Annotated in this window: 15 protein-coding genes; 4 read left to right on the top strand and 11 right to left on the bottom strand. The window is 75.3% G+C overall.

Annotated elements, in window-relative coordinates; translation table 11 throughout:
• Window positions 1-5 precede the first annotated feature (5 nt).
• The 3 genes from pip to O7598_RS19750 all read right to left on the bottom strand — a co-directional run bounded on the left by pip (window position 6) and on the right by O7598_RS19750 (window position 1838).
• Window positions 6-962, bottom strand: coding sequence for a prolyl aminopeptidase (gene pip, locus O7598_RS19760; protein ID WP_269692804.1), 957 nt, complete (start codon window positions 960-962; stop codon window positions 6-8).
• A 42-nt stretch (window positions 963-1004) separates the two neighbouring features.
• Window positions 1005-1379: a hypothetical protein gene (locus tag O7598_RS19755; RefSeq protein ID WP_091071484.1), complete on the bottom strand. Its 375-nt coding sequence runs from the start codon at window positions 1377-1379 to the stop codon at window positions 1005-1007.
• 93 nt (window positions 1380-1472) lie between these two features.
• A complete protein-coding gene (locus tag O7598_RS19750; RefSeq protein WP_269692803.1) occupies window positions 1473-1838 on the bottom strand; it encodes a MerR family transcriptional regulator in 366 nt (121 codons plus the stop codon).
• 48 nt (window positions 1839-1886) lie between these two features.
• Between O7598_RS19750 and O7598_RS19745 the strand changes: the two genes are divergently transcribed.
• Window positions 1887-3068, top strand: coding sequence for an MFS transporter (locus O7598_RS19745; protein ID WP_269692802.1), 1182 nt, complete (start codon window positions 1887-1889; stop codon window positions 3066-3068).
• A 193-nt stretch (window positions 3069-3261) separates the two neighbouring features.
• Here the strand turns inward: O7598_RS19745 and O7598_RS19740 are convergent, their stop codons facing one another.
• The 4 genes from O7598_RS19740 to O7598_RS19725 form a co-directional block, all read right to left on the bottom strand.
• Window positions 3262-4908, bottom strand: coding sequence for a hypothetical protein (locus O7598_RS19740; protein WP_269692801.1), 1647 nt, complete (start codon window positions 4906-4908; stop codon window positions 3262-3264).
• A gap of 120 nt (window positions 4909-5028) precedes the next feature.
• Window positions 5029-5991, bottom strand: a complete 963-nt coding sequence (locus O7598_RS19735) for a sensor histidine kinase (protein ID WP_269692800.1) — start codon at window positions 5989-5991, stop codon at window positions 5029-5031.
• On the bottom strand, window positions 5988-6809 hold the full coding sequence (locus tag O7598_RS19730; RefSeq protein WP_269692799.1) for an MEDS domain-containing protein: 822 nt from the start codon (window positions 6807-6809) through the stop codon (window positions 5988-5990). Before O7598_RS19730 ends, O7598_RS19735 begins: the two co-directional genes overlap by 4 nt.
• Before the next feature lie 157 nt (window positions 6810-6966).
• Window positions 6967-7482: a 2'-5' RNA ligase family protein gene (locus O7598_RS19725; protein ID WP_269692798.1), complete on the bottom strand. Its 516-nt coding sequence runs from the start codon at window positions 7480-7482 to the stop codon at window positions 6967-6969.
• A gap of 88 nt (window positions 7483-7570) precedes the next feature.
• Here O7598_RS19725 and O7598_RS19720 point away from each other — a divergent pair, with 88 nt between their 5' ends.
• Window positions 7571-8080 (top strand): mycothiol transferase, encoded by a 510-nt coding sequence (locus O7598_RS19720; protein ID WP_091071499.1) that lies wholly within the window; start codon window positions 7571-7573, stop codon window positions 8078-8080.
• Here O7598_RS19720 and O7598_RS19715 read toward each other — a convergent pair.
• A complete protein-coding gene (locus tag O7598_RS19715) occupies window positions 8067-9044 on the bottom strand; it encodes a glycoside hydrolase family 88 protein (RefSeq protein ID WP_269692797.1) in 978 nt (325 codons plus the stop codon). The genes O7598_RS19720 and O7598_RS19715 overlap by 14 nt on opposite strands.
• A gap of 137 nt (window positions 9045-9181) precedes the next feature.
• Between O7598_RS19715 and O7598_RS19710 the strand changes: the two genes are divergently transcribed.
• Both O7598_RS19710 and O7598_RS19705 read left to right on the top strand, forming a co-directional pair.
• On the top strand, window positions 9182-9565 hold the full coding sequence (locus O7598_RS19710; protein ID WP_269692796.1) for an SCP2 sterol-binding domain-containing protein: 384 nt from the start codon (window positions 9182-9184) through the stop codon (window positions 9563-9565).
• A complete protein-coding gene (locus tag O7598_RS19705; protein ID WP_269692795.1) occupies window positions 9562-11646 on the top strand; it encodes an amylo-alpha-1,6-glucosidase in 2085 nt (694 codons plus the stop codon). The genes O7598_RS19710 and O7598_RS19705 overlap by 4 nt, the downstream gene beginning before the upstream one ends.
• 10 nt (window positions 11647-11656) lie before the next feature.
• Here O7598_RS19705 and O7598_RS19700 read toward each other — a convergent pair whose 3' ends face one another.
• The 3 genes from O7598_RS19700 to O7598_RS19690 all read right to left on the bottom strand — a co-directional run bounded on the left by O7598_RS19700 (window position 11657) and on the right by O7598_RS19690 (window position 13888).
• The gene (locus O7598_RS19700) at window positions 11657-12355 is read right to left on the bottom strand and encodes a Pr6Pr family membrane protein (RefSeq protein ID WP_269692794.1); all 699 of its coding nucleotides are present in this window, start codon (window positions 12353-12355) and stop codon (window positions 11657-11659) included.
• Window positions 12356-12378: 23 nt separating this feature from the next.
• Window positions 12379-13299: a hypothetical protein gene (locus O7598_RS19695; protein ID WP_269692793.1), complete on the bottom strand. Its 921-nt coding sequence runs from the start codon at window positions 13297-13299 to the stop codon at window positions 12379-12381.
• Window positions 13300-13381: 82 nt separating this feature from the next.
• Window positions 13382-13888, bottom strand: coding sequence for a DinB family protein (locus O7598_RS19690; protein WP_269692792.1), 507 nt, complete (start codon window positions 13886-13888; stop codon window positions 13382-13384).
• Window position 13889 lies beyond the last annotated feature (1 nt).

Below are 13889 nucleotides of genomic sequence, written 5' to 3'. Positions count from 1 at the left end.
CGACGTCAGCCGATCCGGTCGGCGACGTGGTCGACGGCGCGCAGCAGCTCCCGGGCGATGCCCGGCTCGGCCGCCGAGTGGCCGGCGTCCGGCACGATCCGCAACTCCGCCTCCGGCCACCGGCGGGCCAGGTCGTAGGCGGACGCGGGCGGGCAGCACAGGTCGTAGCGGCCGTTCACGATCACGGCGGGCAGGTGACGGATCCGGTCGACCCCGTCGAGCAACTGGCCCTCGGTGAGGAAGCCGCCGTGCACCGCGTAGTGCGACAGGATCCGGGCGATCGGCAGCGCCTGGTCGTCGGCGGTGAAGTGGGCGAGCGCCGCCGGGTCGGGCCGCAGCGACGAGTTCACCGCCTCCCACCGCCCCCAGGCACGCGCGCAGGCGCGGGCCTCGTCCGCGTCCGGGCCGTGCAGCCGCCGGTGGTAGGCGGCCAGCACGTCGTCGCGTTCGGCCGGCGGGATCGGGGCGACGAACCGGTCCCACTCCTCGGGCTGGAGGTGGCGCAGGCCGCCCTGGTAGAACCAGTCCCGCTCGGCGCGGCGCAGCAGCAGCACGCCGCGCAGCACCAGGCCGGTGACCCGCTGCGGGTGGGCCTGCGCGTACGCCAGGCCGAGCGTGACGCCCCACGACCCGCCGAACACCAGCCACGAGTCGATGCCCAGGCGTCGCCGGATCGTCTCCAGGTCGGCCACCAGGTGCCAGGTGGTGTTGGCGCGCACCTCGCCGAAGGGCGTGCTGCGGCCGGCGCCGCGCTGGTCGAACAGCACCGCGCGGTAGCGCCGGGGATCGAAGAACCGCCGCGCCGCCGGCACCAGGCCGCCGCCGGGCCCACCGTGCAGGAAGACCACGGGTACGCCGTCCGGCCGGCCCACCTCCTCCACGTGCAGGACGTGGCCGTCACCGACCGCGATCCGGTGGGTGGCGTAGGGCTCGACGGGCGGGTGGAGGTCGACTCCGGTCATGCCCGGTGATTGTGCCCGCCCGGCGGGCGTGGCGCGGCCCGGTCAGCAGGCGACGTTGCCGCCGAGGTTGTCGAGCAGGGCGTCGGCGACCCAGCCGGAGACGCCGGTGGTGGTGTCCCTGAGGTAGGTCCAGGTGTAGGTGGTGTGCCCGTTCGCGCTGACCCGGTCGCCGCTGGCGAAGCAGTGGAAGTCGACGTTGTGGGAGAGCTGGCCGTAGCCGAGTGACCCGCAGGTGGTGTGCGGACCGCTACGGATGTTGACGTTGGTGGCGTTGAAGAGCTGGCCGAACTTGGTGTCGATGTTGGAGTGGGAGTGGCTGCAGCTCGCGCTGGCCGGTGCGGCCCCACCCACCACCACGACACCCGCCGTGGCGACGGCCAGGACGACCGCCGCGCCGATCGAGGACGCTTTTCGCATGCCCACCAACCCCTGGAGTGAAGGATCGATCACCGTCTGCAAAATTGATCCACATATTTGCATAAGGCAAAGGAGGGTGGCAAGGGCGGTCGGTCAGCGGCCGGTCCGGAGCCGCAGGTGCCGCCGCACCGCGTCGCGGCTCAGGCTCATGCACGCGATGCGGCTGTCGAGGCGGTCGAGTTCGGCGGTGAAGAGCGCGACCAGCTCGCCCTCGTCCGCACCGGTGTCGCCGCCGGTCGCCGGGGGCGCCTGGTCGTCGCGGAGCAGCGGCAGGATCAGCCGGGTCGGCAGCCCCGACCTGATCAGGCTGCTGACCAGCGTCGCCCGCCCGACGTCCGCCTCCTCGTAGTGCCGGTAGCCGCTCGGGGTGCGCCGCGGCGCCAGCAGCCCTCGCTCCTCGTAGTAGCGCAGCATCCGGATCGGAATCCGGGTCCGCCGGGACAGCTCACCGATCCGCACGATCACTCCTTGACTCTCACATCTGTGTGAGACTTTACGGTCCTGGTCATGAGCGATCAACCCACCCGGATGCCCTGGCGAGCGCTGCTTCTGCTCGCCGGCGCCGCCTTCGCGACCGTCACCGCGGAACTGCTGCCGGCGAGCCTGCTGCTCCGACTCGGCGACGACCTCGACGTCACACCCGCCGTCGCAGGCACACTGGTCGGCGCCTGGGCGCTGACGATCGCCGTCGTCGCCGTCCCGCTGACCCGGCTGACCGGCCGGGTGCCGCGCCGACGGCTGATACCCCTCGTCCTGCTGCTCCTCGCCGTGGCGACGGCCGGTACCGCGATCGCGCCCTCGTACGGTTGGGCACTCACCGGCCGGATCGTCGCCGCCGCCGCGCACGGCCTCTTCTGGTCCCTGCTCGTCCCGACGGTGGCCACCCTGGCCCCACCGGCCCGGACCGGCCGGGCCGTCTCGGTGGTGCTGGCCGGCCCCGCGCTGGCCGGCATCGTCGGTGTCCCGCTGGGCGCCACCGCCGGCGCCGCGCTCGGCTGGCGGGTCTCCTTCGCCGCGCTCGCGGCGTTGCTGGCGCTGGCGGCCCTCGCGGTCCGCACCCTGCGCCTGCCGGACCCGCCCGGATCCGCCGGGCGGCAGGAGGGGCCCGACCCGGCGCGATGGGCGGTGCTCGGCGTCGCGCTCGCCGGCGGGCTCGTCCTCACCGGCCACTTCCTGCTCTACACCTACGTCGCGCCGCTGCTGCACCAGTTCGGCGGCTACGACGACGCCGCCGTCGGGCTCCTGCTGCTGGTCTTCGGTGGGGCCGGGGTGGCCGGAACCGCCGGCGCCGGAGCGCTCTTCGACCGGTTCCCGCGACAGGCGCTCCGCGGGGTCTGCGCCGCCTTCGCCGGCAGTGCGACATCCCTGCTGCTGCTCGACCGGCACCTCGCCGTGGCGGTCGCGGTGGTCGCGGGCTGGGGCCTGCTCATCGGCCTGCTCCCGCCGGTGTTCCAGACCCACCTGCTGCGGATCGCCACGCCGGGCCGGGAGGCCACCGCCGGGGCGATCGGCATCACCGTGCTCAACCTCGGCATCGCGGCCGGGGCCACGCTCGGCGGGGCGGTGCTGGACCGCCGGCCGGCCGGCGCCCTGCCGGTGGTGGCGGCCGTCGTCATCGCCGTCGCCGCGCTCGGCCTGGTGCTCGACCGGGCACGGGCCGGACGACCGGCCCGGGGCGTCCCCGCCTGACCCGACCGACCCGGCCGTCCCCGCCTCGCTGTCGGCGATCTCCTGTTCCACTTGCCAGGATGCGCCAGCCGCATCTCGGGACCAGCGGAGATCTTGGTACGAAAGTGCCCCTCCAGGGGCCATTCCCTACCAAGATCTCCGCCGGAGCCGGAGCCGGAGCCGGAGCCGGAGCCGGAGCCGGAGCCGGAGCCGGTCAGGCCGGGGCGCGGACGTCGGTGTCCGGTCCGGTGCTCTCCGCCTCGGGCACCGGGCGAGGCGCCGGGGTGCGCACCGCGAACGCGTCGAAGCTCGGCCCGTCCAGCCGTTCGATGAACGGTTCCGCGCTCGGCCGGTCCGCCTCGGGCCGCTCGGTGTCGGCCCGCTCGGCCTCTGACCGCTCGGTGTCGGACCGCCCGGTGTCGGACCGCTCGATCTCGGACCGCTCGATGTCACGTCGCTCGGTGTCGGACCAGCCGTTCTCGGACCACCTGTTCTCGGACCGCGCGTTGTCGGACCGTGCGTTGTCGGACCGCGCGTTGTCGGACCGCGCGTTCTCGGATCGGGCGTTGTCGGATCGGCCGACGGGTGCCGGCTCGGCTGCCGACGGCCCGAGCAGACGCGCTGCCACCTGGGGGTACTCGGCGGTTTCGCCGCCACCCGCGGCGGCCGCCATTACCGCCGCCGCAGCCAGGTCCGCCACTCGCTTGGCCTCCCGCTGCACCCGGGCCCGGGTCTCCTTGGCGTGCTGCTCGGCCAGCTCCGCCGCGCGCCGGGCCTCGTCCAGCCGCTTGGTCTCGGTGGCCAGGTCCCGGCGTACGCCGACCAGCCGTTCCTCCAGCTCGGCGCCCGCCTGCTCGATCGCGGTGATCTCGTCGCGGGTCTCCTCCAACTGCCGGCCGACGGTCTCCAGCTCGGCCTTGAGCTGGGCCAGCGTCTCCTGCCGCTGCTGGACGTCCCGCTGCACGACGGCGAGCTGCTCCTGGTGCGCGGCGTTCTCCTCGTCGGCCCGCTCGCGTACCTCGGTGGCGTACTGCTGGGCCTCGGCGACCAGCGCGGCGATGTCCCGCTCGGCGGCCACCGCCCGGTCGGCCAGCTCCTGCTCGGCCGCGGCCCGCCGCTCGTCCAGCTCGCGGGCCATGGTGGCCTGCCACTGGGCCAGCTCCTGCTGGGCCTTGCTGCGGTTCGCCTGCACCTCCTGCTGGATCTGGGTGCGCGCGGCCTTCACCAGCGCCTCGGACGCGGACCGGGCCTGCTCGACCTGCTGGGTGCTCTGCTCGGCGAGCCGCTTCGCCTCCTGCTGGGCCCGGTCGTGCACCGCCTGGCCCTCGGCGCGCAGCTTCTCCGCCAACTCCCGCGCGGCGGTCAGCTCCGCCTGCGCGACGGCCCGCCGCTCCTCGTCCGCCCGCTCCTGCTCGGCCCGGCGGGTGGACAGCTCCTCCTCCAGCTCGCGCCGTTCCCGGGCGGCCTGCTCCTGCGCCGCGACCAGCACCTTCTCCGCCTGCGCCTGGAAGTCGTCGGCGCGCTTGGTGGCCATCTCGGTGATCTGCCCGGCCTGCTTCTCGGCCAGGTCGAGGATCTGGTCGACCATCGGCCCGAGGTCCCGGAAGGACGCCCGGTCCACCGCCGTCGGGCGGTCGCGCAGCTCGCCCGCCTCCGCCTGCGCCCGCTGCACCTGCGCCGTCAACTCACGGACCTGGGCGTACGCCCGGTCGCGCGCGGCGGTCAGCGAACCGACCTCGCCGTCCATCTGCTCGACGTAACGGTCCACCTGACGTTTGTCGTAGCCACGCAGCGCCGGGTCGAACCGCGGTCGCGCGGACACGTCGTCGTGGGGTGCGAACGGTTCCTCACCGTTGGACATTGCGCCATCCTCCGTCGGTTCGCCAGCGCCAGGCCGCGGGGCACGATGAGGCGCAACGGTACCGCGTCCGCGCGCGCCGTCGAGCCCGCCCCGCCCCCGGCCCGCCGGTCGGTCGGCCGGTCAGACCGGGACGTGCGGATTCCCCGCCGTCAGTCGGATGGTGAAACCGTCGGCGTCCCGGTGGTGGGTCACGTGGTCGCAACTCTGGTGGCTGATCCACAGCCCCAGGCCGCCCTCGGTCCCGTCGCCCGCCGGCAGCAGCCCGGCGTACGGGTCCTTGGGGCCGGGGCCCCGGTCGTGCACGGCCACCACGATCCGGTCCGGCGCGCACCACAGGCGCATCCGCACCGGTGGGGTCCCGTGCCGCAGCGCGTTGCACACCACCTCGCTGACGGCCATCACCAGGTCGTCGACGCCGTCGGGCGGGAGCAGGCCGGCATCGGCGGCGCGGACCGCCTCGCGGGCCCGCGCCGGCGTCGGGTCGACCAGCTCGACCGCCGGCGCGGTGTGCTGGAGCGGATCGAGCGGGGCCGGCCGGCACTCGGCCAGATAGCTCGCCGGGTCGGTGTAGACGCCGGTCGGCTCGTGGGAGCCGTCCGGGCGGGCGATCCGGGGATGGGTCCGTGTCACGTCGGTCAGCACGTGCGGCGGCGTGACCCGCCGGTCGTAGGCGCACATGCTCCACAGCGGGAAGTCGTCGTAGGCGTGGTTTATCGCCGACTCGTAGCGGGCCCACCAGTCCCAGGTCGCACCGAACACCACCGGCGGCAGCTCGCCGACGATGCGGATCTGCGTCGCGCCCGCGGCCACGTGGCCGGTCAGCATCTCGCGGTAGGCGCGGATCGCCGCGGTGGGCCGGGAGTAGACGTCGGCGCCGGGCAGGAACGTGACCTCGGCGCCGGTGGGCAGCGCCCGGCGTACCAGCTCGGCGCCGCGCCCGCCGAGGCCCACCACGGTGGGCTCACCGGCCTCGACGCCGCCGAGCAGGAACGGCAGCACCACGGCCAGCAGATGGTCGTCGGAGTCGTACAGGATCGCCTCGTGGAAGTAGCCCACGTGGCCGGCGGCCGCGCCGGTCCTCATCGGACCACCTCCACCCGGATGTCGGTCAGGCCCAGCAGCTCGACCAGCCGGGCCGGGGCCGGGCGGTGGGTACGCAGCACCGCGATCGCGCCGTGGCGACGGGCGTACTCGCGCAGGAGCAGCAGCGAGCGGTGGTCGACGAAACGCAGGTTGGTGGCGTCGAAGACGAGCCGCCCGGCCACCGGGCGCGGCTCGGCCCGGTCCAGCGCGGCGGCGAAGAGGCGCTCGTCGGTCGGATCCAGCTCACCGGCGAGCGCCACCGCCGCGTCGTCGTCGCCTGCGTGCAGCCGGAACAACACGTCGGCGTTGGTCACCGGGTGCAGGCAGGCCAGCTCGGCGACCGCCGCGTCGCCGAGCACCCGGCGGTCGTAGGCGCAGACCGCCGCCATCGGATGGTGCCGGATCCAGTGGTCGACGCGGTGCTCGTAGCGGGCGAACGCGTCGCGCTGCGCGGGGGTGCGGACCAGGTCGGTCGCCTCGGCCAGCACCCGCAGACCGGTGTGACCGGCAGCCAGCGCCTCGGCGGTGGCCCGTACGTAGGCCCGGACCTGCGCGCCCGGGTCGACGACCTCGTCGCGCCGGTAGGCCTCGTCGACCCGGAACAGCCGCACCGCCCCGTGCCGTCGCGCGTCGGCGAACCCGGGCACCGCCGCCAGTCGTCGGGCCACCGCGTCCGGATCCTCCGGGCCGACCAGCCAGACCTGCTCACCCGCCGCGAGGCCGATGCCGACCTGCTCGACCGTCCGAGCGTGCAGCGCGGCCGGGTCGTCGTAGACCAGGCAGACATGGCCGTGGCCCGTCGCGTTCCCGCCGGTCACCGCCTCCGCCTCATCGGGCCATTCTAAGCTCAGCCGATCCGCGGACCGCGTCAGGAGGTGGCGGTGGCCGACCGCCCCCGGCGGGCCGCGCCCCGTCCGGGGGGACGATCACCACGCGGCGTCCGCCCGAAAGGCCGCGTCGAGGACCGACCGCGGCTCAGGGGAGGGGATGGGAGATGTCGCGGGCGTGGTCGGTGACGGCGGCGCCGACCACGGTGGCGGTCAGCGGCAGCACCTCCAGGCAGCGGCGCACCGCGGCGGCCATCAGCGGGTTCGGCACCCGCATGGAGAGCGTGCAGTGCGGCACCCAGCGCCCCGGTCGGTAGTGCTCCACCACGTCGATCCCGGCCCCGGCCAGCCGTTCGTGCACGGCGGCGTGGTGGGCGAGCAGCTCCGCCGTCGGCGCCGGCCCGAGCCAGAGCACCCGCCCGACGAACTGGCCGGCGTGCTGGAACTCCAGTCGCAGCGGCGCGGCCACCACCGTCGTCGCGAGGGCCTCGGCCACCCGCCGCGGGTCGAGGCGGGGCGCGACCGCCAGCGACACGTGCGGGCGGTGCCGCCGGTCCAGCAGCGACCGCAGGCTCGGCACCCCGCCGGACTCCAGCAGGTCCCACAACACCCGGATCCGCCGGGTGGCGTCGGTGTCGAGATACAGCTCCAGCGCCGCGACCACCCGCTCACCCTAGGCGGCAGGTTTGCCGGGCACGCTGGGCGGTACTGCCTCGGGGGACGACACGAGACGGTGGGGGAGTGAGGCGCACGTGGACGTGAACGATCTGCTGACCGAGGCGTACGGGCGGTTGCCGGACCTCGTCGCCGGGGCGCTCGACGGGCTCGACCCGGAGCGGTTGCGGCAGGCCCCGGCGGACGGGGCGAACCCGGTGGGTTGGCTGGTCTGGCACCTGACCCGGATCCAGGACCACCACGTCGCCGACCTGCTCGGCGCCGAGCAGCTCTGGGTGACCGGCGACTGGGCCGGGCGGTGCGGCCTGCGACCCGACCCGGACGACACCGGCTACGGCCACGGCCCCGAGCAGATCGCCGCCGTGCGACCGGAGGACGGCGGCGTGCTGCTCGACTACCACCGGGCGGTGGTCGAGCGGAGCCTGGCGTACCTGCGCGGGCTGGGCCCGGCCGACCTGGACCGGGTGGTGGACGACAGCTGGGACCCGCCGGTCACGCTCGGGGTGCGGCTGGTCAGCGTGCTCGACGACGACCTGCAGCACGTCGGGCAGGCGGCGTACGTGCGCGGGCTCGTCACGCGGGACTGACCGCCGCCCGGGCGCGGCGCAGCGCGGCCTGCCCGAGCAGGTGGCAGGCCTGCGCCTCGGGGGAGGTGCCCGGGCCGGCGAAGTCCGGTGCGCCGCTGACGCCGGTGACCCGCCCGTACCGGTCCACCCGCCGGCTCGCGGCGGCCAGCAGCTCGGCCCCGGTGTCGAGCCACGACGGCGGCAGCCAGCCGTCGGCCACCCCGGTCGATGCCGCGTAGCCGAGCAGTTGGGCGGTGTTGGCCTCGCGGAACGTGCCGGGGTCGTCGAGCACGTCGGGGAAGAGCCCGTCGTCGGTGCGGTGGCGCAGACAGGCGGTCAACACCTCCTCGGCGTGCCGGGCCAGCTCGGCGCGTAGCCCCGCCGGCCACTGCGGCGCCAGGCGTAACGCCCGGGCGATCCCGGCGACCACCCAGCCGTTGCCGGTGCCCCACGGCTGCGGCCGGTCCAGCTCGCCCCGATCCTCGTCCCAGCGTGCCGCGTACAGGCCGGTGCCCGGGTCGTACAGCCGGCGCCGGTGCCCGGCGACCTGGGCGGCGGCCAGCTCCGCCCGGCCGGTGAGCGCGAGCAGCGGCACCACCATGTACACCGTGTCCGCCCACACCTGGCGGCCGTCGAGCAGGTGGAACAGGGTGCCGTCGGCGGCGCGCGGCGCCCGGCGGGTCAGCCAGTCGAGCTGCGCGGCCAACGCGGTGGCGTACCTCGGTTCCCCGGTGGTGGACGCCGCGTGCCGGACCACCTCGCCGCAGGCGGCGCCGTTGACCGCGGCGATCGAGCCGGCCAGCTCGCCGAGCCGGCCGTCGGGCCGTTGCCGGGTCACCGCGGCGTCCGCGACCAGCGTCGCCGCCTCCGGCCGGCCGAGGTCCAGCAACGCCTGGCCGGTGAGGCCCTGCTCCCAGGACTCCCGCTGCATGGTCAGCAGCGCCAGCAGGATCCGGTCGGTGGCGGCGTCCCCGTAGGTCGACATGCCCCTCGGAGTACCCGGCGCCCCCAGCCGTCTCACCCGCATCGGGTGAGTTGGTCTCACCCGTCCGGCGGGAACGCTGCGGCACGGGCGACGGCGCGCGAGCCGGGCCGCCGCCACCTGGGGACAAGGGAGGCACGATGAGCACCTCGGCCGCGGAGCACCTGGCCCGGGCGGCGGCCGGCCGGCACCCGGAGCTGCCGGAGACCACGTCCGGCACGGTCCGCCTGGACATGCTGGAGGGCGGCCGGACCGAGCACTGGTATCTGACCATCGACCGGCAGGACGTCCGGGTGGAGCGCTCGGCCGAGGAGGCGGACCTGGTGGTCCGCGCCGACCGGGAGGTGTTCGACCGGATCGCCGCCGGACGCCTGCACCTGGCCGCGGCGCTGCTGCGCAACGACCTCGCCGGGCAGGGCAACCTGCGGCTGCTGATGACCCTGCGCCGGCTCTTCCCCGGCCCGCCGGACGCGCGGCACCCCCGGGACGTGGCCGGCCTCCCCTACCGGCCGGTGCCGCGATGAAGCAGGAACTCGTCTCCGTCCTGGCCGGCAACGCCTTCGCCATGGGCGACGCGCAGGGCGACATGGAAGCGCACCCGTGCGCCCCGATCGGCCTGTTCTCCTTCGACACCCGGTTCCTGTCCCACTGGGTGCTGACCGTCGACGGTGAGCGGTTGCAGTCGCTGTCGCGGGACGACCTGACCTACTTCGAGACCCGCTTCGTGCTGGTGCCCGGCGCGGCCAGCCACTACGTCGACGCCGACGTGTCGGTGATCCGGCACCGCTGCCTCGACGAGGGATTCCACGAGCAGCTCACGGTGCTGAACCACTCCGCCGAACCGGCCGACTTCACGGTGCGGATGGAGATCGGCAGCGACTTCGCCGACACCGCCGAGATCCGCCACCCCGGCCCGCGCCGCCCGACGGCCACCGCCGACCCGCAGCGCGGCGAGCTGCGGATCCGCCACCGGCGCGGGCGGTTCACCCGGGAGACGTGCGTCTCCAGCACCGCCCCGGTCGACGTCGACCAGCGGGGGATGACCTTCCGGATCCGGATCGAGCCGAACGGCGCCTGGCGCACCGACCTGCACGTCAGCATGGTCATCCAGGGCGCCGGGGAACGGGACCTGCGGGCCGACATCGACTCCCACCGTGAGCAGGTCCGGCGGACCATGCGCGACGACCTGGCCCGCTGGTGCGACCAGGCGCCGGAACTGGTCGCCGACCGTAAGCCCCTGGCGGCCGCGTACGGGCAGGCCCTGACCGACCTGGCCGCGCTGCGCTACACCCCGCTGGCGTACGCCGAGCCGGTGCCGGTCGGAGGCCTGCCGTGGGCCATGACGCTGTACGGCCGCGACGCGCTGTTCACCTGCCTGGAGACGCTGCCGTTCACCCCGGAGCTGACCCCGGCGACGCTGCGGATGCTCGCGCTGGCGCAGGGCGGCCAGCTCGACGACTACCACGACGAGGAGCCCGGAAAGATCCTCGGCGAGCTGCGGTACGGCGAGGCGGCGGCGTTCGACGACGAGCCCACCGCGCTCTACTACGGCGCGGCCGACACCACCCCGCTCTTCGTGGTCCTGCTCGACGAGTACGAACGCTGGACCGGCGACGCCGACCTGGTCCGGGAGCTGCGCCACCCGGCCCGGATGGCGCTGGACTGGATGACCGAGTACGGCGACCCGTACGGCGACGGCTACCTGCGCTACCAGCCGCGCAACACGACCAACGGGGTGGCCAACCAGACCTGGCGCAACTCGCCGGAGGCGATCGTGGACCGGCACGGCGTGGTGCCGGGCTACCCGCGGGCCACCTGCGAACTGCAGGGGTACGCGTACGACGCGCGGATCCGGGGCGCCCGGCTGGCCCGCGAGTTCTGGGACGACCCGGAGTACGCCGAGCGGTTGGAAGCCGACGCGGCGCGCCTGCGGGAACGGTTCAACCACGACTTCTGGCTGCCGCAGCGGGGCTACTACGCGCTGGCCGTCACCCCCGACGGGAAGCCGGTCGACGCGCTCACCTCCGCCGTCGGGCATCTGCTGTGGAGCGGCATCGTCGAACCCGAGCGGGCCGACTCGCTGGCCGCGCACCTCTGCGGGCCGGATCTCTTCACCGGCTGGGGGGTGCGCACGTACGCCGACGGGCAGCGGCCGTACAACCCGGTCGGCGCGCACCTCGGCGCGGTCTGGCCGTCGGACAACGCGTTCGTCGCCGCCGGCCTGCGCCGCTACGGCTACGACGACGAGGCGGCCCGGATCACCGCCGGCGTGTTCGCCATGGCGGAGACGCTCGGCGGGTCGGTCCCGGAGGTGATCGCCGGTTATCCGCGCCGGCTCACGAAGTATCCGGTGCAGCTACCGGCGGCCGGCCGTCCGCAGTCGTGGGCCTCGGGCGGCCTGCTGATGCTGCTCGCGACCATGCTCGGGCTGCGTCCGTGCGCGGACAACCTGCTGGTGAATCCGGTGATCCCGGCCGGTTACGGCCGGATCGAGCTGCTCGACGTGCCGGGCCGGTGGGGGCGGACCGACGCGTACGGCCGGGATCGGGACAGCGGCCGGCGGAAGCGCGGCGGCCAGGGGGAGGGCGCCCGCCGCGCCGCCTGACCGGGCCTGCTCACCGTTGAGAAGGGGCCCTTTCTCTACCGGAGGCGTCAAGCGGGGGCCCCTCCTTCAGGGTGGCCGGCGGCGCGGCCCGGGCGAGCAGCCGGTCGACGCCCACGAGGAGCAGGCCCAGCAGCCAGAACACGGTGGCGAACCCGAGCGCGCTGAGCCCGACACCGTCGTAGCCGAGCTGCCCGGCGTCGAGGAACGGGTACGGGTAGCGGTGCACGACGAGCCCGCGCACCAGCGCGAAGCCGAGGTAGGCCAGCGGGAACGCCAACCACCAGGCGGCGTACCGGGGGCGGAGCCGGCCGCGCCGGTCGAACAGCGCCCAGTCGGCGACCGCGAGCAGCGGCACCACGGTGTGCAGGAGCTGGTTGCCCCACCACTCGCCCGGCTCCCGGTGCGGCTGGGTCATCGCGAACGGGCTGGCGGGGTTGGCCAGCACCAGGTGGTAGACCGTGCCGGTGATGGTGATGTAGAGGGTCACCGCGCCCTTGAGCACGCTGGGTGGTTCCGGGCGGTCCCGCGCGGCGCACCAGGCGGCGTAGCCGGCGAGGACGCCGACGGCCACGTTGCTCTGGATGGTGAAGTAGGGCAGCAGGCCGGTCACCGTGGCCGGGCCGAGCGCGGTGAGCACGATGCCGGCCACCACGCCGAGCACCACTGCCGCGCGGAGGAGGATCGCCGGTCGGCGACGCCGGGGGGTCATCGGCGCAAGTTACCAGCCGGTCGTCAGCCGGTCGGCGGCCCGCCCGGGGTGGGTACGCCGTCCGTCGGTGGCCGCGCCGTGCCGGAACCGCGGCCGGCCGGCGTGCGGCGGGCGCCGGGCGTGGGTTCGCCTGGTGTCCGGGCGGCACCGGACGTGGGGGTGGCGGTGTCGGAGGGCGGTCCGCCGGTGCCCGGGTCGGGGACGCTCGGGGCCGGTGTCCCGGTGGGTGGGCCGGCCGGGTGGCCGGTCGGGCCCGAGCCGGAGGGCGGTCCGGCCGGCCCCGGGGAGCCGGAGCCGGCGAGCAGTCCGGTGCAGTAGCCGGGCACCCGGTCCGCGCCGCCCGCGGCGGCGACCAGGCCGGCGAAGGCCGGCGCCGCCAGGGCCCGGCCCCGCTCGGCCTCGCCGACAGCCCGGTAGGCGAGGCAGAGCCCGGCCGGTGTCGACAGGTCGGGCGCGCCGGCGGTCGGGCCGCCGGCCGGGCGGGTCGGGTGGGCCGTGGGCGCCGACCCGGTCGTGGACGGTGCGGCGGCGGTGCTGGTGGTGCGGTCGGACGGTGGCGCCTCGCCCCGGCCGGCCCCGGGCAGGTTGCCGGTCACCGCGGCCAGCGCGACGCCGCCGGTGAGCGTGGCGGCCAGGGTGGCGAGGGCGACCTTGACGCCGAGCAGGGTGGCGACCCGTCGGGCGGGGCGGTCGTCCGACCCACCACCGGCGCCCACGGCCGGTCGGCGCACCGGGACGACCGCCGGTTGCCGGCCGGCGAGCGACGCCCGGGCCGCCCGGAACTGCGCGACAGCGGCTGCCTCGCCGTCGAGTTCCCCGGACCGGGGCCCGGCGCGGACGGCGTCGAGGCACCGGACGAGCGTCGGTGGAGCAGTGTGCACGCCGCCGCGCGAACCGTCGAGCAGTCGCTCGACGGTTTCCTGGTCCAGGCGGGGTGCGTCCATCTCGTGACCCTCAGCGCCGCCACCTGCCCGAGCGTCACACGCCGAACCCCGCCGACCGCGTGAGACCGGTCACTGCGACCGGTCAACCCATGGTCTTCGACCCGTCGATCGACTCGCGGATGATGTCGGCGTGGCCGGCGTGCTGGGAGATTTCGGCGACCAGGTGCAGCAGCACCCGGCGGACCGTCCAGGCGGCGCCCGGGGTGAACCACGGCTCGTCCGGCAGCGGGTGTGCGGTGTCCAGGTCGAGCGTGGCGACCAGCGTGTCCGTCTCGGCGGCCACCCGGTCGAACTCGGCGAGCAGCCCGGCCAGGGTGTCGCCCTCGACCATCCGGAACTGGCCGGCCCAGTCGACCGGTTCGCCGCGCATCGCCTCGGCGCCGCCGACCGCGAACCGCGCCCAGCTCCGTTCGGTGCTCGCCACGTGCTTGACGATCCCGCCGAGACACAGCTCGCTGGCCGTGCTGCGGCGCGCCGCCTGCTCGTCGTCCAGCCCCGCCACGGTCTGGCGGAGGAAGCCGCGGTGCCGGCGCAGCGATTCGAGCAGGTCGGCCCGCTCGCCGGTGAGAACCTGGTCGGTGACGTCCATG

It is taken from the genome of Micromonospora sp. WMMC241 (assembly GCF_027460165.1).
Classification (GTDB): Bacteria; Actinomycetota; Actinomycetes; order Mycobacteriales; family Micromonosporaceae; genus Micromonospora; species Micromonospora humi.
Note: the sequence above shows the minus strand (reverse complement) of the source record. Positions and strands in the feature narration are given on the sequence as shown.